Origin of the sequence: Pseudoalteromonas sp. SM9913 (assembly GCF_000184065.1) — a bacterium.
Lineage (GTDB): Bacteria > Pseudomonadota > Gammaproteobacteria > Enterobacterales > Alteromonadaceae > Pseudoalteromonas > Pseudoalteromonas tetraodonis.
The window spans coordinates 933,307-953,219 of sequence record NC_014803.1; the positions used below are offsets into that span (position 1 = coordinate 933,307).

At 41.5% G+C, this 19,913-nt stretch carries 21 protein-coding genes; 16 read left to right on the forward strand and 5 right to left on the reverse strand.

Annotated features, from left to right (window positions below; genetic code table 11):
* Positions 1–83 precede the first annotated feature (83 nt).
* The 8 genes from PSM_RS04305 to PSM_RS04340 all read left to right on the forward strand — a co-directional run bounded on the left by PSM_RS04305 (position 84) and on the right by PSM_RS04340 (position 9,417).
* Positions 84–1,031 (forward strand): homoserine O-succinyltransferase, encoded by a 948-nt coding sequence (locus PSM_RS04305; protein ID WP_013464367.1) that lies wholly within the window; start codon positions 84–86, stop codon positions 1,029–1,031.
* Positions 1,021–2,091 carry a homocysteine S-methyltransferase family protein gene (locus PSM_RS04310; protein ID WP_008465493.1) on the forward strand — a complete coding sequence of 357 codons (1,071 nt, stop codon included), beginning with the start codon at positions 1,021–1,023 and terminating at the stop codon, positions 2,089–2,091. The genes PSM_RS04305 and PSM_RS04310 overlap by 11 nt, the downstream gene beginning before the upstream one ends.
* Before the next feature lie 10 nt (positions 2,092–2,101).
* Positions 2,102–4,732 carry a methionine synthase gene (gene metH, locus PSM_RS04315; RefSeq protein ID WP_013464368.1) on the forward strand — a complete coding sequence of 877 codons (2,631 nt, stop codon included), beginning with the start codon at positions 2,102–2,104 and terminating at the stop codon, positions 4,730–4,732.
* Between the two features lie 236 nt (positions 4,733–4,968).
* On the forward strand, positions 4,969–5,835 hold the full coding sequence (locus tag PSM_RS04320) for a hypothetical protein (protein ID WP_013464370.1): 867 nt from the start codon (positions 4,969–4,971) through the stop codon (positions 5,833–5,835).
* A gap of 54 nt (positions 5,836–5,889) precedes the next feature.
* The gene (locus PSM_RS04325) at positions 5,890–6,657 is read left to right on the forward strand and encodes a hypothetical protein (protein WP_013464371.1); all 768 of its coding nucleotides are present in this window, start codon (positions 5,890–5,892) and stop codon (positions 6,655–6,657) included.
* A 71-nt stretch (positions 6,658–6,728) separates the two neighbouring features.
* Positions 6,729–7,424, forward strand: coding sequence for an aspartate/glutamate racemase family protein (locus PSM_RS04330; RefSeq protein WP_013464372.1), 696 nt, complete (start codon positions 6,729–6,731; stop codon positions 7,422–7,424).
* Positions 7,425–7,705: 281 nt separating this feature from the next.
* Entirely contained in the window at positions 7,706–8,236 is a 531-nt protein-coding gene (locus PSM_RS04335) for a DUF6795 domain-containing protein (protein ID WP_013464373.1), read from the forward strand.
* 32 nt (positions 8,237–8,268) lie between these two features.
* Positions 8,269–9,417 carry a lipase family protein gene (locus PSM_RS04340; protein WP_013464374.1) on the forward strand — a complete coding sequence of 383 codons (1,149 nt, stop codon included), beginning with the start codon at positions 8,269–8,271 and terminating at the stop codon, positions 9,415–9,417.
* A gap of 71 nt (positions 9,418–9,488) precedes the next feature.
* Here the strand turns inward: PSM_RS04340 and PSM_RS04345 are convergent, their stop codons facing one another.
* The 5 genes from PSM_RS04345 to flgA form a co-directional block, all read right to left on the reverse strand.
* On the reverse strand, positions 9,489–9,686 hold the full coding sequence (locus PSM_RS04345; RefSeq protein ID WP_010391132.1) for a CsbD family protein: 198 nt from the start codon (positions 9,684–9,686) through the stop codon (positions 9,489–9,491).
* A gap of 336 nt (positions 9,687–10,022) precedes the next feature.
* Positions 10,023–11,540, reverse strand: a complete 1,518-nt coding sequence (locus tag PSM_RS04350; RefSeq protein WP_013464375.1) for a DUF3360 family protein — start codon at positions 11,538–11,540, stop codon at positions 10,023–10,025.
* Between the two features lie 507 nt (positions 11,541–12,047).
* On the reverse strand, positions 12,048–12,470 hold the full coding sequence (flgN, locus tag PSM_RS04355; protein WP_013464376.1) for a flagellar export chaperone FlgN: 423 nt from the start codon (positions 12,468–12,470) through the stop codon (positions 12,048–12,050).
* The gene (flgM, locus tag PSM_RS04360; protein WP_013464377.1) at positions 12,467–12,757 is read right to left on the reverse strand and encodes a flagellar biosynthesis anti-sigma factor FlgM; all 291 of its coding nucleotides are present in this window, start codon (positions 12,755–12,757) and stop codon (positions 12,467–12,469) included. Before flgM ends, flgN begins: the two co-directional genes overlap by 4 nt.
* A gap of 93 nt (positions 12,758–12,850) precedes the next feature.
* A complete protein-coding gene (flgA, locus tag PSM_RS04365) occupies positions 12,851–13,612 on the reverse strand; it encodes a flagellar basal body P-ring formation chaperone FlgA (RefSeq protein WP_013464378.1) in 762 nt (253 codons plus the stop codon).
* 59 nt (positions 13,613–13,671) lie between these two features.
* Between flgA and flgB the strand changes: the two genes are divergently transcribed.
* Genes flgB through PSM_RS04405 form a run of 8 tightly spaced genes read left to right on the forward strand, consistent with a single transcriptional unit; the run spans position 13,672 to position 19,908 of the window.
* Positions 13,672–14,091, forward strand: coding sequence for a flagellar basal body rod protein FlgB (gene flgB / locus PSM_RS04370; protein ID WP_081745136.1), 420 nt, complete (start codon positions 13,672–13,674; stop codon positions 14,089–14,091).
* Positions 14,091–14,507: a flagellar basal body rod protein FlgC gene (gene flgC / locus PSM_RS04375; protein WP_010391144.1), complete on the forward strand. Its 417-nt coding sequence runs from the start codon at positions 14,091–14,093 to the stop codon at positions 14,505–14,507. The genes flgB and flgC overlap by 1 nt, the downstream gene beginning before the upstream one ends.
* Positions 14,508–14,511: 4 nt before the next feature.
* Positions 14,512–15,165, forward strand: coding sequence for a flagellar hook assembly protein FlgD (locus tag PSM_RS04380; RefSeq protein ID WP_013464380.1), 654 nt, complete (start codon positions 14,512–14,514; stop codon positions 15,163–15,165).
* A gap of 18 nt (positions 15,166–15,183) precedes the next feature.
* Entirely contained in the window at positions 15,184–16,512 is a 1,329-nt protein-coding gene (locus PSM_RS04385) for a flagellar hook protein FlgE (RefSeq protein WP_013464381.1), read from the forward strand.
* An 11-nt stretch (positions 16,513–16,523) separates the two neighbouring features.
* Positions 16,524–17,255: a flagellar basal body rod protein FlgF gene (locus PSM_RS04390; protein WP_013464382.1), complete on the forward strand. Its 732-nt coding sequence runs from the start codon at positions 16,524–16,526 to the stop codon at positions 17,253–17,255.
* 14 nt (positions 17,256–17,269) lie between these two features.
* Positions 17,270–18,055 carry a flagellar basal-body rod protein FlgG gene (flgG, locus tag PSM_RS04395; RefSeq protein ID WP_010391154.1) on the forward strand — a complete coding sequence of 262 codons (786 nt, stop codon included), beginning with the start codon at positions 17,270–17,272 and terminating at the stop codon, positions 18,053–18,055.
* 2 nt (positions 18,056–18,057) lie between these two features.
* Complete coding sequence (locus PSM_RS04400; RefSeq protein ID WP_013464383.1) at positions 18,058–18,780, forward strand: flagellar basal body L-ring protein FlgH; 723 nt, start codon at positions 18,058–18,060, stop codon at positions 18,778–18,780.
* A gap of 18 nt (positions 18,781–18,798) precedes the next feature.
* Positions 18,799–19,908: a flagellar basal body P-ring protein FlgI gene (locus tag PSM_RS04405; RefSeq protein ID WP_013464384.1), complete on the forward strand. Its 1,110-nt coding sequence runs from the start codon at positions 18,799–18,801 to the stop codon at positions 19,906–19,908.
* Positions 19,909–19,913: the final 5 nt, after the last annotated feature.

The following is a 19,913-nucleotide window of genomic DNA, read 5'->3' on the forward strand; positions in this document are numbered from 1 at the left end:
ACATCTAGAGGTTGATATTTTTGACATTCTGTTCATAATGAGAGCGTATTAATTCTCGGTTTTTATGAGCAGGAGCTTTAAGAATGCCAATTACAGTAGAAGACGAATTGCCAGCTATTGCACGTTTACGTCATGAAAACGTGTTTGTAATGCCAAAAACGCGTGCAAAAACGCAAGAAATACGCCCTATGCGTTTGGCTATTCTTAATCTTATGCCTAATAAAGTAGAAACCGAAGTACAGTTTATTCGCTTGTTGGCTAATTCTCCGCTGCAAGTAAATGTAGAGCTACTGCGCCTTGACACGCATCGTAGCAGTAGTAACTCAGAGCAACACTTAGATACCTTTTATCGTTACTTTTCAGAAGTGAAAAATAATAATTACGATGCACTATTAATTACCGGTGCGCCGCTCGCACATTTAGAGTATGAAGAAGTGGCGTATTGGGAAGAATTCAAAGTGATTATTGATTGGGCCGAGCAGCATGTAACCTCTACCTTGTTTTCGTGCTGGGCTGCCCACGCGGCTTTATATCACCGTTATAATTTAAAGCGCGATTTAAAAGACAACAAACTCTGCGGAGTGTTTACCCATCAATGCTACTTTGCCCATGGTGCACTTACCCGCGGCTTTGACGATACCTTTTTAGTGCCGCACTCACGCTATGGCCACATAGATATAAATAAAATAAACGCCTGTGAAGAGCTGGTGGTATTAGCGGGCTCTGAACGAGTCGGGGCTTATTTACTTAAAAATAAATCGGGCAGCCAAGTGTTTATTACCGGCCACCCAGAATACGATGCCGACAGTTTAAAAGCCGAATATGAGCGCGATTTACAAAAAAGCCCTGATGCGCCAAAGCCCGAAAACTATTTTCCTGATGACGATGCCAGCAAGCAACCGTCTAAAACATGGCAAAGCCACGCGTTTTTGCTGTTTTCAAACTGGTTAAATTATTACGTTTACCAAACCACACCCTATGATATTAACCTAGTTAGCCAAGACGTAAGGACTAACAACTATGCCGAATAATCCTCAAAACAATAAGCATCAAGAGCTGAGCGCTGCGCTCAAACAGCGCATTTTAATTTTAGATGGTGCAATGGGAACCATGATCCAAGCGCATAAGCTTGAAGAGCAAGACTACCGTGGTGAACGTTTTAAAGATTGGCACGTGCTTATTAAAGGCAACAACGATTTATTAAGCCTAACCAAGCCAGAAATTATTACTGATATACACCGCAGCTTTTTAGCCGCTGGTGCCGATATTATCGAGACCAACACCTTTAACTCGACCACCATTTCGATGGAAGATTACGACATGGCGAGCATAAGCCGTGAAGTCAATTTAGAGTCGGCTAAGTTAGCCCGCGCAGTATGTGACGAATTTAGCGCTAAAACCCCAGAAAAACCGCGCTATGTAGCAGGCGTTTTAGGGCCAACGTCTAAAACCTGTTCGTTATCGCCGGATGTAAACGACCCCGGCTATCGTAATATCACCTTTGATAAGTTAGTGACTGCGTATGTTGAGTCGACCCTTGCGCTTATGGAGGGCGGTGTAGATATAATTTTAATCGAAACCATATTCGACACGCTTAATGCAAAAGCGGCATCGTTCGCGGTAGAAGAAGCGTTTGAACAAGCAGGGCGCACATTGCCAGTGATGATTTCAGGTACTATTACCGATGCCTCAGGCCGTACGCTTTCAGGGCAAACCACTGAAGCATTTTATAACTCTATTCGCCATATTAAGCCGCTTTCAATCGGCTTAAATTGCGCCCTTGGGCCAGATTTACTGCGCCAATACGTTGAAGAGCTATCGCGTGTGTGCGAAACCTTTGTCTCTGTTCACCCTAACGCGGGCTTACCCAATGAGTTTGGAGAATACGACTTAGAAGCAGACGACATGGCAAAAGAGATCATAGATTGGGGTAAATCGGGCTTTATTAATATTGTTGGCGGTTGCTGCGGCACTACGCCTGCGCACATTCGTGCCTTTGCCAAAGGGCTTGAAGGCACAGCACCACGAAAATTACCTGAGCTTGAAGTGCGTATGCGTTTATCAGGCCTAGAAGCCTGTAACTTAAATTAAGGAGCCGCCAATGACCCAACAAATTGCAGTATTTACTAATGTCGGCGAGCGTACTAACGTAACTGGCTCGGCCATGTTTAAACGTTTGATCATGGAAGAAGACTACGAGACCGCCCTTAATGTGGCCCGCGAGCAAGTAGAAAATGGCGCCCAAGTTATTGATATCAACATGGACGAAGCCATGCTGGACTCAAAAGCCGCCATGGTGAAGTTTTTAAACTTAATTGCCTCAGAGCCTGATATTTCTAAAGTACCTATTATGGTCGACTCCTCTAAATGGGAAGTAATAGAAGCAGGCTTAAAGTGTATTCAAGGCAAGGCCATTGTTAACTCCATTTCACTCAAAGAGGGTGAAGAGCCGTTTATTCGCCAAGCTAAAATTATAAAACGCTTTGGCGCCGCCGCTGTTGTGATGGCATTTGATACCGACGGCCAAGCCGATACTGCCGATCGTAAGTTTGAAATTTGTGAGCGCAGCTACCGTATTTTGGTTGATGAAATTGGCTTCCCGCCAGAAGACATTATATTCGATCCCAATATATTTGCCGTTGCCACCGGCATAGAAGAGCACGACAACTACGCCGTAGAATTTATTGAAGGCACCCGCCGTATTAAGCAAAACTTACCGCACTGTAAAGTGTCGGGTGGGGTATCAAACGTATCGTTCTCGTTTAGAGGTAATAACCCAGTACGTGAAGCGATTCACTCGGTGTTTTTATACCATGCTATAAAAGCGGGTATGGATATGGGCATAGTAAACGCAGGGCAACTTGCGGTTTACGACGACATCCCCGAGGAACTTCGTAAAGCCGTAGAAGATGTAATTCTTAACACCGACCCCGGTGCGGGCGAGCGCCTTGTTGAACTTGCGCCTAAATATTCAGGCATGGCACAAGCTGAGCGGGTAGAAGATTTAGAATGGCGCACTTGGTCGGTTGAAAAGCGCCTAGAGCATGCTCTAGTAAAAGGCATAACCACCTTTATAGATGAAGACACAGAAGAGTGCCGTGCTGGCGCCGATAAACCTATTCACGTCATTGAAGGGCCACTCATGGATGGCATGAACGTGGTTGGGGATTTATTTGGTGCCGGTAAAATGTTTTTACCCCAAGTGGTTAAATCGGCTCGTGTGATGAAGCGAGCCGTGGCCTACCTTGACCCATTCATTGAAGCCGAAAAAGAAGAAGGCGCCACCAACGGTAAAATTGTTATGGCTACCGTAAAAGGTGACGTGCATGACATAGGTAAAAACATTGTTGGCGTAGTACTACAATGTAATAACTACGAAGTAATCGACCTTGGCGTAATGGTGCCAGCAGATAAAATACTGCAAACCGCGATTGACGAAAAAGCCGATATTATAGGCCTTTCGGGCTTAATTACCCCATCGCTTGATGAAATGGTACATGTTGCCAAAGAAATGAAACGTCGTGGCTTTGAGCTGCCGCTCATGATTGGTGGGGCAACCACCTCAAAAGCGCATACCGCAGTGAAAATAGAGCCGCAGTACGACAAAGGCGTAGTGTATGTAAATAACGCCAGCCGCGCCGTGGGTGTGGTGTCTAATTTATTATCAAAAGAGCATAAAGCAGAATTTTTAGCTAAAACCACTGCCGAGTACGACAAAGTACGCGAACAACAAGCACGCAAAAAGCCGCGCTCAAAACCAGTTACCATACAGCGCGCCCGCGATAATGCAGCCAAGCTCGATTGGGATAACTACACACCACCCGTGCCTAAAAAGTTGGGCGTGACTGAGTTTAAAAATGTATCAATCGCGACTTTACGTAAATACATAGACTGGACGCCGTACTTTATGACCTGGTCAATCGCCGGTAAATATCCGCGCATATTGACCGACGAAGTAGTGGGCGAACAAGCACAAAGCTTGTTTAAAGATGCCAACGATATGCTCGATGAGCTTGAAAAGTCAGGCACTTTGCAACCATTAGGTGTTATTGGTTTATTCCCAGCAAACCGTGTGGGCGATGATATAGAAATTTACACCGACGAAACGCGAAAAGAGCTATTAACTACCTCATGTCATTTACGGCAGCAAACCGAAAAAACCGACTTTGCTAACTACTGCCTAGCCGATTACATTGCGCCAAAAGGCACACCCGATTACTTTGGTGCGTTTGCGGTAACAGGCGGTTTAGAAGAGGACGACCTCGCCAATGCGTTCGATGCCAAGCAAGACGACTACAATAAAATAATGGTAAAAGCGGTTGCTGATAGGCTCGCCGAGGCCTTTGCTGAATACTTGCACGAACAAGTGCGTAAAGAGTATTGGGGTTATGCACCGGATGAAAACCTGGGTAACGATGAGCTAATCCGCGAAAACTACCAAGGTATTCGCCCAGCACCGGGTTACCCAGCGTGCCCAGAGCACACCGAGAAAAAGAAAATTTGGCAGTTGCTCGATACCGAAAAACGTATTGGTATGCAGCTCACCAGCTCGTACGCCATGTGGCCAGGTGCTGCGGTTTCGGGTTGGTACTTTTCACACCCACAAGCGAAATACTACGCCGTAGCGGCAGTACAACGTGACCAAGTGGAAGACTACGCCAAGCGAACAAATATGACGCTCGCAGAAGCCGAAAGGTGGTTATCGCCTAACTTGGGGTATGAGCCGGAGTAAAGCGAAGTGGTTAAATAGCGAAGCGGTCAGCTATCAGTTAAAACAAAAACGAGCCAAGTTAGGCTCGTTTTTTATTTTTGTATCTTTTTATCGCAATAAATATCGATAACTCAATTGTTTACATAATAGGCATTAGATGTGACTATTGAATGAATTGAACGTGTAGTCTAGGTATTAATTTTTTGGACTAAGCATAAAGAATACTAAGTTTTAGTTACTCTAATTAAGGAATTATAATGCAGACAATTACGGAAGATCAGCTATCTCTTGAATATTACGGTGCAGCAGTTGAAAAAGGGCAGCTAAAAGCGAAAGATGTTGCTCGCTATATTTTAGCACTAGATGAATTTATGAACGTGATTACAACAGAAGCTTATGGTAAAGATGCATCGCTATGTATGGATGTCTCAGGTTTTAGAGGGCAATCATTTGATATTGATTTTTTACTACAGGTGGTAGGTTTATCCTCTGGAGCATTATTTTGTACTAGCTCCCCCAAAGACCTTATTACTCTGGCTACTGACTCAATTAAATTATGTATTCATTTAGCTGGCAATCAACCGAAGCAGTGCACACCAGATAGTAATGCGAATACAGTTAATATCGAAAACTCTAATGGTCATACTCAGGTATTTCATATTCAAACGCTAAACGTTCTTTCTGATCCAAAAGCTGCTAATTCGTTAGATACATTTATTAGGGAGCCTTTGGTTAAAGGATTAAGCGAAGTAAAGTTAAAATCTTCAAAGTTTGATATCCAAACTAAAGCTTCGGCTAATGATGCTGAATTTTTTAAACCTCTTGATTTCGATTTACCAATTTCAAAAAATACAATTACTACAGGTTTAACGATTGAATCTCCATCCTTTAAAGATGGAAATAAGTGGAAATTATTTGATGGACAGTCCAGTTTTTATGCAGAAATTACTGATAGAGAGTTTATTGATACTGTTGATAAGGGAGAGAGGTTTGGAAAAGGGGATCTATTAATAGTTGAAATGGAAATAATTCAGACTAAAACACCGCAAGGTTTGAAGATCGAAAAACTTATTACGAAAGTTACCGATCATAAAGAAGCGCCTCAACAGAAAGGTATGTTTTAAGATTTTAGGTCAAAGTATTAGCACATAACGAAAGTCAAAATTGAAGGTTTTTTAATGAAGTATCTAAATTACATATTGCTTTGCCTATCCCTATTTTTCACATCGAACACATTTGCGCTTGAGCAAAAGTATCACGAGAGTGTTTTACCTGTTATTACTGCTTTTAAAATGCATGATAAAACTGCGATTGCTGCGCATATTCGCTACCCTCTAAAAAGGCAATATCCATTGCCCGACATTAAAAATGAAGTTGAGTTTATTACCCGCTTTGATGAAGTGTTTGACGAAGAACTTGTTGGCGTTATTGCCAGTTCAAATATTGATACTGATTGGGATAAAGTGGGTTGGCGCGGCATTATGCTCAATAACGGCATAGTGTGGGTAGACAAAGACGGCAAAATTATTTCTGTGAATACACAAAATGCCACTGAGCAAGTGCGTGTTGAAAAGCTAATTTCTCAAGATAAACAATCACTCCATTCAATTATTAAAACCTTTCAAAAACCAATACTCGATTGGGACACAGCAAAATACCGAGTTCGTGTTGATGATTTAGGCGATGGAAACTTCCGTTATGCGTCGTGGAGCATTGATAAAAGCCCAAGCGATAAGCCTGATATCGTTTTAATTAATGGTGATATTACCTTTGAAGGTAGTGGCGGCAATCATCACTATACGTTTAAAAACGGACGTTACAGTTACGTATTGCAAGTAACTGTAATTGGTTGTGATACCTCACCACCAGGTTGGCTTGAAGTATATAAAGACGATAAGTTGTTATTGTCTGACGCTGTGATAAGTGCAGTTAATAAAGCTAATTAAGTTTCTAGTGAAGAGCGGCTATTTTTAACTTACTGTGAAACGTAAACTGCGATCGAGAGAGGGAACTAGCTATGAAAACAATCGGCATGCTCGGAGGTATGAGTTGGGAGTCAACAGCCAGCTATTACAAAGTTTTAAACGAAGGCGTTAAAAACTCATTGGGTGGACTACATAGTGCCAAAATTTGTATGGTGAGCGTCGATTTTGCAAAAATTGAAGCGCTACAGCATCAAGGTGATTGGCAACAAACAGCTAAGTTACTCACCAAGGCAGCTAAATCTGTAGAGGCTGGTGGTGCCGAGTTTTTACTTATTTGTACCAACACTATGCATAAAGTGGCCGATGAGATTGCCAGTAATATTACTATTCCTATTTTGCATATTGCCGATGCCACCGCTGAGCAACTAAAGCACGATAACATTACGCGAGTAGGGTTGTTGGGAACGCAATTTACAATGGAGCAAAACTTTTACAAAGAGCGTTTAACTAATAAGCATAACATTGAGGTATTAATACCTGAGCCTAATGAGCGAAAGCGAGTGCACGAGGTTATTTATTCGCAGTTATGCCAAGGGATTATTGATGACGATTCGCGAGCTGATTATATACGCATTATAGAGCGATTATTTGCACAAGGCGCGCAGGCCATCATTTTAGGCTGTACTGAAATCGCCTTGTTGGTAAAGTCACAACATACGCAGGTTCCGCTTTACGACACCACCAAAATACATGCCGAGGCAGCAGTGAAGTTAGCACTGGCAAAATAGTTAAGCTTGAGATAACAAAAAAACCGCCAATTGGCGGTTTTTTATTAGCAAGTAAAGCTGTTAACACGCTTATATTAATGACCTTTCTCAAAGTCATTTACTTCGCGCTCGGCTTAACTTCCTTTAACCTATACATCTGAAGCTTTAATTATTGTATTTTATATAGGCTTGTTTATCATATGAGGTCTATTTACAAAGGCATGTGAATATTTAAGCTTATAGGGAATCATGTAGCAACCCTCCACAAAATGTTCACGGCCTATTTTTAAGGCTTCTTGTTTATGTCATTTTTAACGACACTTAAAAAGTTTGGTAATCATATTGGTGCTTACAAAGTGCACTTGTGCCCTGAGGTGAAAGGCCAAGTTAGTGAAAAGGGCAAGCCTTTATCTAATGTGAGAATAGACAGAGTATTAAATTTTTCTGATGGCAAATGTGCTGAAGATTTCACTTACACCGATAAGAACGGAAGTTTCTTACTACCTGAAATTAATATCCGTTCTAATCAACCAGCAGTCCCACTTGCTGAGATTTTTACTTCTCAAGCTATTTATTTATCCTACAATCATGAAGAATATTGCCTTTGGGGTTCCAGATTGTCAGGCGCTAAATACCGAGAGGAATATGCAAAAAAATTAAGGCAATTAATAGCCGATACCACTGATGAAAAGGTTCTTTTTAAATTTGAGAATAAAAAAACTGAAGGCTATAAATTTGAAGCTTTAAGTATCTGTCGTTGGTCTGATGATTTTGAAGTAGTGGAAAAAAATGCTTATTTTGACCTTTCAGAAATTGAAACGGATGAAAATTAATAAAACAAAACCTAAATTATAAGGAAATATTGATGAATGTTTTAAGCCCTGCAATAGCTGCTAACTTTGCTGCTATCTCATACGAAAGCCTTGATAAAAGAGGCTTAAGAGCTAATCCATATTTTGAAAGGATTAGCTCTTTATTTTCATTCGAATCAGAATCTATAAAAGGTGTAAGTGGTTCTATTCTTGAGCGAGTTTTTAATCACTCGACCAATTTTGGCTGTATTGCAAAAGGTAAGAAGGGTGCATATGAAGATGATTATGTTTTAGCTTTACGTGGCACGGCAAAAATACGTGATGTTGTTACTGACTTACATTGTGGTTTAAGTACTTGTAGTAATAATCAACCTGTACATGCAGGCTTCAACCATACATTTAACTCTTTCAAAAATCAGTTAGAGCTGTATTTTAAACAAAGCACTAAGAAAAAATTAAACATTCATGTTGTAGGTCATAGTTTAGGTGGTGCTTTAGCAAACTTAGCTGCTAACTGGTTAAAGCAACGTTTTGGAGCGAATGTAAAATTATATACTTTTGGTGCGCCGCGAGTTGGTTATAATAGTTTTGCAGTAAAAACTGAGTCCGCAACAGATAATAGCATTTATCGTTGTGTACATGCAGCCGACCCAGTTCCTTTAGTGCCTGTGTGGCCATTTATGCATACGGAGCAAGAATATATTTTACACGGTGCTGCCACTATTACTCCAAAAGCACATAGTATGACTAAGGATACGCCAGGATATTTGCATACAGCTAGCAACTTCAAAAGTTATTCTGCTATTAACAAGGGAATGGAAAAACGAATTCAAGAAGAGGTAAGGCTTGATTATGATAGACGACTCGAATGTAGCCGCACCTCTAAATGGGCTCGGAAAATTGGTGCAGCTTTAATTACTCATTTACGTGAGACTGGTAAATTATATGCGATACAAAATCATTTTTCGAACGCTCTCACAGTATACGATCAGATAGCTAAAGCATTAGCTGATAGCATTGATTTTTCTAAAAATTGTACTAAAGATGTAAAAGGGATTTTAGGGCATATGCTGACATTTTGTGGCTATCCATTTCAGGTGATTTCTTTTACTTACGCTTCTATTAGGCATATTTTGCAATTAATGCTTAAAAATATTTTTGCACTTGCTGGCGAAGCGCTAGCATTAGCAAAACCTTCCTAGAATTAAGGTATACAAAAAACCGCCAATTGGCGGTTTTTTATTAGCAAGTAAAGCTGTTAACACGCTTTATTTTAATGGCCTTTCTCAAAGTCATTTACTTCGCGCTCGGCTTCCTCTTTCGATTTACCGTATTTTTGCTGAATTTTACCAACAAGCTCGGTACGGCTACCTTCAATTTTATCTAAATCATCGTTGGTAAGATCGCCCCATTTTTGCTGCGCTTTACCTTTAAGTTCTTTCCAGTTTCCTTCGATACGATCGCTATTCATAATTAGCTCCTTATTAAGAGTGATGATTTTTCATTTTAAAAGCGTTACTAATAAAATGATTTTTAACGTTCACTTATAAAGTTGCAAAGGCTATACCAGAAAATAAAACTTTTAATTTCATTTATATATCAACTGCTTATGGTTTTTTGATGCGTAAAGTCTTTTAGCTGGTGGCGAGCTTTATAAAAATTCTGCAGGGTGGCTTGTAATTATTGCAGGGACTGTGACTTCAGGGGCTGTTACTTCAAGGGGGATTATTGCAAGTACACTGTGCTGGTTTTTATAAGTACAAAAAAAGCGAGCTATTAAAGCTCGCTTTGGTGTTTAATAAAGGAATTAATGTCTAAAGCTTGGCATTAGCGCAGGAATGCCTGGCAGCATACCTACCAGTGCCATTACACCGGTTAATAACACAAACATAATAAGTGGGATGATCCAGCGGCTCATTCGTGATAAATCAGCACTTCTTTCTTTACAGCCAATAAGGCCCAAGTTATCCAAAAGCATAGTCAGTGACCAACCAAATGCAGGGTTTACTAAGCTTGAGGCAAACACCACAATAGCTGCCGACTGCGTGGTTTTACCTTCACGGGTCATTTCCATACCCGCTTCAAGTAGTGGAATAAACACCCCTACAATTAAGGCAACACATAATACTGGCTGCCAAATAGCTAAGTCCATTGGATAGCCCCAAACACCCGCGATAATACAAAATAACGCAGTTAAAATAGCGCCTGCAGGAATAGGGCGTTTTGCAATAGCAGCAGGAACAATGTAAGTGCCCCAAGATGATGCAAAGTTAGCACCGCCTAATAGCGAGCCAAAGGTTTGTCTTGTTGATGCGCTAAGCATGGTATCGTCAATATTCATTTGTACTTTTTCAGTACGCTCTGGGTAACTAATTTTTTGAAATACTTGATGGCCTAAAAAGTCAGGCGACCACATAGCAACCGCTAAAACTGCAAAAGGAAGTACAACTACAAAGCTTTCAGCGGTTGGTAAACCAAGCATCCAACCAGTGTTTTCCCCCCACCAGTACATAGGGTTCATGTTTGGTAAGCCTGGAGCTGTATGAAACTCAAACGGTGCGCCCAATGCAAAAGCAGTAAAACCACCAATTAAACAGCTCAGTGGCACGGCTAACCAGCGTTTTTTGTAATGCTCCAATAAAGCATAAAGTAAAATTGTGGCTAAGATTACGATAAAAGCAATATGGGTCATTTGAATTTCTTCAGCCCATGCAAACAGCTTTTTAACTTGTGAAATGGTACCCACAAAGCCTAAATAGAGGAGTAGGCCACCACACACCCCTTTACTGGTGAGCTTGGCCATGAGGCTGCCGCCTTTACTAAATGCTAATATCAATCCAAAGGCACCTATGAGTAAACCAAAGGCCATAGGGTGTCCGCCTGCGGCAACTACAATAGGAATTAATGGAATGAGTGGGCCATGAGTACCCGCTAAGTTAGCGGTCGGTAAAATAAAGCCCGAAAATAGTAAAATAAATAGCGAAACAATTAAAAGTTCGTAGCGTACGTTTTCAAGTACAAAGCCATCACTTAAACCCAAAGGGCCTGCAAACGTGGCAGCAATGGCTGCAACCATGACTACTTTCCCTATAGTAGCGGCCATCGCAGGAATGGTGTCTTCAAATTCAAAGCGATAATCTCTAAATGGTAAATTTGGACGCCAGCGTTTTGGCTGCATAATTTGCAGTTCGTGCTCTAGGTAAGCGTCGCGGCTTTCAAACTCAGAGCTGGGCTTATGAAGATTTTCATAGCTATCGGACACGGTTTGAGTATCCGCTCCTGGTATAGCATCAGATGAATTATCATCTAGCGGCTTGGTGGTCATGACTTCTCCTGCAACTTAGTTGCTAACTCAAAATAAAAATACAGCTTTTACAAAGCAAATGAACATTGAGTGCGCAGGGTAAAACAGCTTGCTACAGATTGTAATTAGGCAAAAGGTCGTGCATAGCCCAGTTTAACGCTTTGTAAGTGTTAACAAAAATGGCAAAGGGATGTGTTGTAACTGGCTTGTTAAATCTAAAAGATATTTAAATTCAATGTCTTATGTTTTTGTTTTTACAGTGTGATCTTGCCATGCAGAATAGCAAAAAGGTCATAAAATCAGCAGGTTCAGCAGCAATCATTCTTTAGTCTAATAAAGGTGGCGTTAGCCGCTATTTGCTTATTATAAATACAATTAGCCGCAAAGTTGCACAAAAGCTAACAATACTAAGCTTTAACGGAACGACTATTTTTGGACTCAAGATAGGATTTTGAAAGGTAATAATAGGAGTAAAGTAAAAATATGGCGTAAAGTGACTAAACAAGAAAAAGCCTTTATGTAACGTATTTATAAAGGCATTTCTGGGTACGCTTGTTTGTTTTCACCGCCAGTTAAACGCTGTAACAACCGACGTTGGCTTGACAGTAATTGCCCTGAGCGTTCATTCATTATTTTGCAGGTTTTGGTTTTTAGCTCAAGTTGGTGTAATAATTTTGTGGTGAGCGAGTTTATATCAGCAGGCAGCAACGCGGTTAATTGTGCTAAGCCTTCTTTGCCACCTTGCAGGCCTAAACTCACCAAAAAGCCATCGCGCTGGTTATGCGATTCATTTAAGCTTTCTAAAAAGCCAAGCATTTTTTTATTGTGTGTTTCTAGCTGCACATTACGTTGGCTTAGCAATTCGTATTGCGTTTCAAGTAATTCAATTAATGCGTCTAGCTTAGTAATGTCTTGTTGCAGACTTACAATATACTCTTTTACAGTTTTCATTTTTTATGAAGTTCAACCATAGCGTTAACGGTTTCATCAATATTAATTTTAAATTCACCACTGGCAATTGCCGCTTTCATTTGGGCTACTTTATCCATATCAACGTCTGGCTTTGCAGCTAAATCTTGAAATGTTGAGTCTATTGATTTACTTAATGCACTCACTGAATTTACTTGCTCTTGTTTAGCCGCTACAGTTTGTTGCTCTGGTTTTGCATCCAGTGATGAACGCTGGTTTGTTTTTTGACTTTGCTCTAACGCAGTGGTTGTTATTGCACTTATATTCATTGTTTGTTACCTAATTCGTTTATCGAATTTATATTGCTTAGTTTATATCAGCGACCAAGTACAAGCATTACTTAACTTTTATTTCGACATTTTTTAAAACGCCGCCTCTGCCACACCTTGCGCAATTACTCTGCCTTGAACAACTTTTTTTGATGATAAATTTTTTACATTAATAACCTCACCAAGTTGACCATCTTCAAGGGCAATAGCTTTAACATTAGCTGAGAAAGTTGCGGTCGTTATTTGCAGTGAAATATGCTCATTTTTATTGATTAAATACTGCTTTTCTAGGTACCGGTTGGAGATCACCGTGCCTTTATCAATCTCGCGTTTAACGGTGAATCCAACGAGCTGGTCAATACCTGTTTCGCCTTGATGGCGGTGCTTGCCTAAATCCACGCTTTTATATTCTAAGTCTTGCTTATTAAGCACTTTACCTCGGTTTAAAGTGTGCTTAGCAGCTACTAGGTTTATCCACACACTTACTTTGGCGCTGGCTCTAAAGCGCCAAGCAGGCGATGGGCAAGATACAGAAACACTTACTCTGCCTGCGGGTGGCGTGTGACTTTGTGAGCGAGTGATTTGCAATTCATCACAGCTTAAATTTTCGCTGCCTTTAGGAATAAATAATTCTATATCTTGTCGCTGACTTTGCGAATTAACCGAGCGCAAATAGCTCTTAATTTCACTGTGCAAAAACTGCTGAATTTCTTTATCAAAATTAATGGGGGTGGCCATAGCATGAGCTGGCAGTAGTCCAATAGTTAAAAGCAAGCGGAAAAACCAACGCTTCCCTTGGGGAAGTTTAGCTTCCGTATGTTGGGCTGTTTTTTGCTCTTTTTTTATATAAGTCATTGAAAAAATATACTTTTAAAAGTTGGCATAAAGGTTGTTATACACAAGGTAGAAAGTGTATGCGAAGCGCGAAAGCATACAAGAAACAAAAATTAGAGGCAACAATGGAACTATTTGATAAAGCGTTAGGTGTTCACCCTTTTTCAATGAAATTAAGGTTAGACAGAGCAGAAATCATTGCCAGTAACTTGGCTAATGTTGACACGCCAGGGTTTAAATCTCGAGATGTAGATTACCGTCAAATTATGCAAAGTGTTTCATCCAGTTTTTCGCAAAACAGAGATGTTGATTTTGCTGGCGTACAAACAGATGAACTTAAATATCGCGTTCCTTATCAACCATCAAGTGATGGTAATACTGTTGAGTTAAATATTGAGCAAGCAAAATTTGCTAGCAACAGTATGGATTTTCAAACCAGTTTGACCTTTTTAAATATGAAAATAAATGGCTTACATAAAGTTATTTCAGGGAAATCATAATGTCTTTTAATTCAATTTATGACGCTAGCGGCAGCGCCATGCGCGCTCAAGTTATTCGCCTCGATACCATTGCATCTAACTTAGCGAATGCCGATACCGCAGCCGGTTCAGAAGCCGACGCTTACAAGGCACTTAAACCGGTATTTTCTGCTTTGTACAAACAAACTCAAGACAGCCAATCAATTTCAGCCTCGGTTGATGTACTAGGGATCACTGAGTCAAACCGAGCGGTAGAGCAGCGCTACGAGCCAAACAACCCAATAGCTAACAACGATGGTTATGTATTTTACTCCAACGTAAATGCACTCGAAGAAATGGCAGACATGATGTCTGCAAGTCGCAGCTATCAAACATCTGTTGAAGTAATGGGGCGTGTAAATAGCATGCAGCAAAGCATTCTTAAGTTAGGGCAATAATATTATGCAAGTTAATTCAGCCGTTCCAAGCGCTGCAGACGCCACAAAAAACACCACGAATATTGCCGGTAATAGTTCTGCAGATGAAATGTCGACCATGTTTTTAGAGTTACTCGTTGCGCAAATTAGTAATCAAAATCCATTACAACCTATGGACGGCACTCAGTATGTAAGCCAGCTTGCAGAGTTTTCGAATGTTGAGTCGTTACAAAGCATTCGCCAAAACACCGCCGATGGCTTGGATTATGTCAGCAGCTTAGCGGTGCTTGAAGCCACTAATATGGTTGGTCAAACGGTTGATGTGCAAGCAAGCAGTATTGCCCTTGAGCAAGATGGCAGTGTCTCAGGCATGGTTAATTTAGGTGAAGCCGCAGACTCTGTCACTGTACAACTTTATAACCAAGATGGTGAGTTAGTTGAAGAAAAACAACTGCCTTATTCAGGAGTCGGTTCGCTGCGTTTTGAATTTGAAAACCAAGAAGCCGGTGCGTATGCAGTCAGAGCGTATGCCACTACAGCCGAGGTGCCAAAGCAGCTTGATACTTGGTTAAGCGGTGAGGTTGAGCGTGTTTCTGTAGGTAAGTCGTTAGAAGATATTTTATTGCAAGTCGATGGTTTGGGTAATTTTGGTATCACTGAAATTAATCAAGTGGCATAAATAAGAGGAATAAATAATATGTCTATGTTCAATATAGGATTAAGTGGTCTTAAAAGTACCCAAGCAGGATTAGAAGTAACCAGTAATAATATTGCTAACTCGGGTACTGCTGGTTATAAAAATAACACTGCAGAATTTGCCGCGGTTTATAACGGTAGCCAACGCGGTGGTGTAAAAGTTGCCAATGTTAAAGAAGATTTTGTTACCGGTGGTGAAATTGTGCGCACTGGTAATGCGCTGGATATTGCTATTGATGGCCAAGGGTTTTTTGCCATATCAGAAAACGGCCGAACGGCTTACACCCAAGCTGGCCAGTTTCAGTTAGATAACGACTTAAATGTTGTTAATGCCAACGGCGGCAAACTGCAAGGCTTTGGCGTGTCTCAAGTTGATGGTGGTGATCCGACAATTGTACCGGGTGTATTAACCGATTTAAAAATTGAAGCCTCAAACATAGAAGCGCAAGCTAGTACAAACATTAATTTTAACGGTAACTTAAGTTCTTCTAGCGACGTGATTGCTTATCCAACAGCTCCTGCGGTATTTGATCCTAAAGATGGTAGCCAATATAACTTTTCTCAATCTACCGAAGTGTTCGACTCATTAGGTAATAGCCATGTGATGACCCAGTACTTTAACCATACGGGTAGTAACGAATGGCAAGCGATGTTTTTCTTAGATGGTAAACCCCTTACTCAAGGTCAGCTCTCAGCGCTTGGTGCTACGACAGGTACTCAAGCTATTGATGATGGTGCGGGTGGTTCAATTAACGCCGGTACCATTACACTTAACTTTGATACCGATGGCCAAATGGTGCCGTTTTCAGGCGATTTAACGGCGGTTGATTTAGAAGTGCCTATTACTTCAACACCAGGTAATGCAGAAATAACCAGTGGTGCTGCAGCATTAAATATCGCACTTAAATTCGATGGCACTACGCAGTTTGGTTCAAGTTTCAGTGTTAACGAAAATGATGCCAACGGCTATACCTCAGGAGCGTTCTCTGGTGTGAAAGTTGAAGACGATGGCCGTGTATTTGCGACATTTACTAACGGTGAATCTAAATTACAAGGCCAAGTTGTACTTGCCTCGTTTGCGAACGTTGATGGTTTAGAGCAAGGCAGCAATACCGTGTGGTATCAAACTGAAGAGTCTGGCTCTGCACTCTACGGCGAGCCAGAAAGTGGCTCTTTGGGTAAATTGCTATCGGGTTCATTTATGGGCTCAAATGTTGATATTAGTGAGCAGCTGGTTGGCTTAATGTCATTTCAACAAAATTACCAAGCCAATGCTAAAACCATCAGCAGCGCTGATGAAATGATGCAAATTTTATTTAGTAACACCTAAGGAAGCTGAGCGTGGAAAAGTTAATTTATACCGCCGTCTCGGGTGCTGAACTTAATAATACCGCCTTACGTGTTGCTGCAAATAACCTAGCAAATGTTAGTACGGTGGGCTTTAAAGCCGACTTAGAGCAAGCGCAATCAATGATGGTACAAGGCGAGGGGTTTCGTACTCGTTACCACGCGCAACTAACGCCAGTAACTACTGATTTATCGTCAGGGCCAATCATGGACACTGGCCGTAACCTTGATATAGCGCTGAGCAATGGCGGTTATTTAGAAGTGATGGATGACAATGGCGAACCGGCTTATACCCGCGCGGGTAATTTAGTGGTTGATGCCGATGGCTTTGTTACTGTTAATGGCCGACGTGTGCAAGGTGACGGTGGCGATATTCAACTTCCTGAGTTTGGTGATATTGAAATTGGCTCAAACGGCATGATTAACCTAACCCCCATTGGTGGCGGTGTAATTGCAGAAGATGCGCAAATTAAATTAGCCAGCACCGATGCAAATTTAATTAAAGGTGCTGATGGCTTACTCAGAGCTAACGATTTACAGCCTCTTGAGGCCGACGAAACAATCACAGTAAGAACTGGTGCTTTAGAAGGCTCTAATGTGAATGCCGTGGCTGAAATGATCAAAACCATGAATATCAGTCGCCAATTTGAAATGAACGTAAAAATGATGAAGTCTGCTGACGAATTAGCGACCAGCGGTAATAAGCTCATCAGTGGACGTGGATAAACAGGAAGCCAAACATGAATTCAGCATTATGGGTGAGTAAAACTGGTCTTGCAGCGCAAGATTTAAGAATGACAACAATATCTAATAACCTCGCGAACGTGAGCACTGCCGGTTTTAAAAAAGACAGAGCGGTATTTGAAGACTTATTTTACCAAGTACAAAAACAACCTGGCGCGCAGGTAGATGAGCTTAATCAGCTGCCATCTGGGATTCAGGTGGGAACCGGTGTGCGTATTAACGGCACGCAAAAGCAATTTACTGAAGGCAGTTTTGAAACAACCAGTAATCAGTTAGATGTGGCCATTGCTGGGCAAGGTTTCTTTCAAATTGAAAGCCCTGACGGCGAGTTATTATTTACCCGTAACGGTCAGTTTCAGCTTAACTCTGAGTCATTACTGGTAAACAGCAACGGCTTACCATTGGCACAAAATATTGCGCTGCCAGAGGGCACCACTAAAGTGAGTATTGGCACCGATGGCACCGTTACTGCGGTAGTGGGTAAAGATGCGCAAGCGGTAGAGTTAGGTCAAATGTTAACGGTTAACTTTGCAAACCCTGCAGGCTTACAAAGTTTAGGTGGCAACTTGTACCGCGAAACAGCGGCATCCGGTGAACCTGTTGAGGGTATCCCTGGCGAAGATGCTTTTGGGGGCTTACAACAATTTACTATTGAAGGCTCAAACGTGAGCGTCGTTGATGAAATGGTGAGCATGATTGCCGTACAGCGCGCTTACGAGATGAACGCTAAAGTAGTCTCTGCGGCAGATGAAATGCTGCGCTTTATAAACCAAAACGTATGATTATGATGAATAAGTTAACATTATTTTTGCTGCTTTTAGGTGTTGCTGGTTGCAGCAACACTCCATCAAAAACCCAAATGGTGGAATGTGAAGTGGTGTATGGGGAAGTGAAATGCCCACAAAATACCACTCAAAAATCAGTTCAAGACTATGAAATAAGCCAAGATGCCTATGCACAGGGTTTGAATCAGCAAGATGGTAGCTTATTTCAAGATAACTATATGTTTTCTTTGTATGCAGATAAACGTGCTTACCGGGTTGGCGATATTTTAACTGTGGTGCTTAACGAGCGTACGCAATCGAGTAAAAGTGCCGATTCGAGTTTAGATAAAAGTACCGACTTGGATGTTTCGGTGCCAGTAGCTGGTGCACTCAATGTAGCTGATTTTAATTTGGGTATAGGCTCGAGTGCTAAGTTTGACGGTGAAAGCAGTGCCAGCCAGCAAAACTTCCTCAGTGGCGCTATTACTGTACGGGTTAATCATGTTTTATCTAATGGGTCGCTGGTTATTAAAGGGCGTAAGCAAATTAAGCTCAACCAAGGTGATGAATACATTGAAATTGAAGGGTTGGTTCGCCCAGGCGATATTGATGTAAGTAACCGTGTTTCGTCGCTTCGTATTGCAGAGGCACAAATAAGTTATACCGGCAAAGGCACTTTGGCAGATGCGAATCGCCCAGGTTGGTTTACCACTTTATTTACCCGATTCTTAAATCCGTTTTAAGGGATTACTGAGGTTTTAATGAAATATTTACTATTAATGCTAGTGTGCTTTTTTAGCCTATTAGCGCCTGCAACTGTAGCCGCCAAAGCACGTCCATTACTAGATATTGTTGATGTGCTAGGTGTGCGAGAAAACCAACTGGTAGGTTACGGACTAGTGGTAGGTTTACCGGGGTCGGGTGATAAAGCCCAAGTGAAATTTGCCGGCCAATCATTAAGTAATATGCTAAAGCAATTTGGTGTCTCTGTAGATGAAGAACGATTACCAAAATCAAAAAATATAGCGGCTGTTGCGGTACATGCTACGTTGCCGCCAATGGGAAGCCCAGGCCAAGCCATTGATGTAACTGTGAACTCATTAGGCGATGCAAAAAGCTTACATGGTGGTAGCTTAATGTTGACCCCGTTAAAAGGGGTTGATGGCAAAGTGTATGCGCTAGCACAAGGTAACTTAGTGGTAGGGGGTATTAATGCCAGTGGTAAAAGTGGCTCCTCGGTGACTGTCAATGTGCCTACTTCGGGGCTTATTCCCAATGGCGCCATCATTGAGCGCAGTGTTACGGCTATGTATGAAAGCCAAAGCGATGTGATTCTTAATTTAAAAGATCCAAATTATCAAACTGCTCGCAATGTCGTGCGCGCAATAAACAAAGTATTTGGACCCGATGTGGCCACTGCTGAAAATTGGGCGCGTTTAGTGGTCAGTGCGCCAAGCGATGCCAATAGTCGCAACACGTTTATGTCGATGCTACAAGACATTAGTGTAGAGCAAGGCTCTGAGCGTCCTAAAATCGTATTTAATAGTCGCACCGGTACTGTCGTAATGAACGATACTGTACGGGTGAATCAGGCGGCTGTTAATCATGGCAATTTAACCATTACCATTAGCGAACAAGAGCAAGTGTCGCAACCTGGGCCGTTTTCAAATGGCCAAACCACAGCTACACAATCAAGTGATATCACGGTAGATCAACAACAAAGAAATATGCTGCTGTGGCCTGAAGGCACCTCATTAGATGAGATAGTAAAAGCGGTAAATGCACTTGGCGCAACGCCAGCCGAGTTAATGTCGATACTAATTGCACTAGATAATGCTGGGGCTCTAGAAGCCGAGCTATTAGTTATTTAAAGGAA

Coding starts and splice junctions, on each gene's coding strand:
- flgA (WP_013464378.1), bottom strand. CDS start 13,612: ATGACTTATATAAAAAAAGAGCAAAAAACAGCCCAACATACGGAAGCT.
- metH (WP_013464368.1), top strand. CDS start 2,102: ATGACCCAACAAATTGCAGTATTTACTAATGTCGGCGAGCGTACTAAC.
- PSM_RS04345 (WP_010391132.1), bottom strand. CDS start 9,686: ATGAATAGCGATCGTATCGAAGGAAACTGGAAAGAACTTAAAGGTAAA.
- flgN (WP_013464376.1), bottom strand. CDS start 12,470: ATGAAAACTGTAAAAGAGTATATTGTAAGTCTGCAACAAGACATTACT.
- PSM_RS04310 (WP_008465493.1), top strand. CDS start 1,021: ATGCCGAATAATCCTCAAAACAATAAGCATCAAGAGCTGAGCGCTGCG.
- PSM_RS04305 (WP_013464367.1), top strand. CDS start 84: ATGCCAATTACAGTAGAAGACGAATTGCCAGCTATTGCACGTTTACGT.
- flgG (WP_010391154.1), top strand. CDS start 17,270: ATGAATTCAGCATTATGGGTGAGTAAAACTGGTCTTGCAGCGCAAGAT.
- PSM_RS04325 (WP_013464371.1), top strand. CDS start 5,890: ATGAAGTATCTAAATTACATATTGCTTTGCCTATCCCTATTTTTCACA.
- PSM_RS04405 (WP_013464384.1), top strand. CDS start 18,799: ATGAAATATTTACTATTAATGCTAGTGTGCTTTTTTAGCCTATTAGCG.
- PSM_RS04320 (WP_013464370.1), top strand. CDS start 4,969: ATGCAGACAATTACGGAAGATCAGCTATCTCTTGAATATTACGGTGCA.
- PSM_RS04340 (WP_013464374.1), top strand. CDS start 8,269: ATGAATGTTTTAAGCCCTGCAATAGCTGCTAACTTTGCTGCTATCTCA.
- PSM_RS04350 (WP_013464375.1), bottom strand. CDS start 11,540: ATGACCACCAAGCCGCTAGATGATAATTCATCTGATGCTATACCAGGA.
- PSM_RS04380 (WP_013464380.1), top strand. CDS start 14,512: ATGCAAGTTAATTCAGCCGTTCCAAGCGCTGCAGACGCCACAAAAAAC.
- flgC (WP_010391144.1), top strand. CDS start 14,091: ATGTCTTTTAATTCAATTTATGACGCTAGCGGCAGCGCCATGCGCGCT.
- flgB (WP_081745136.1), top strand. CDS start 13,672: ATGCGAAGCGCGAAAGCATACAAGAAACAAAAATTAGAGGCAACAATG.
- PSM_RS04330 (WP_013464372.1), top strand. CDS start 6,729: ATGAAAACAATCGGCATGCTCGGAGGTATGAGTTGGGAGTCAACAGCC.
- PSM_RS04385 (WP_013464381.1), top strand. CDS start 15,184: ATGTCTATGTTCAATATAGGATTAAGTGGTCTTAAAAGTACCCAAGCA.
- PSM_RS04335 (WP_013464373.1), top strand. CDS start 7,706: ATGTCATTTTTAACGACACTTAAAAAGTTTGGTAATCATATTGGTGCT.
- flgM (WP_013464377.1), bottom strand. CDS start 12,757: ATGAATATAAGTGCAATAACAACCACTGCGTTAGAGCAAAGTCAAAAA.
- PSM_RS04400 (WP_013464383.1), top strand. CDS start 18,058: ATGATGAATAAGTTAACATTATTTTTGCTGCTTTTAGGTGTTGCTGGT.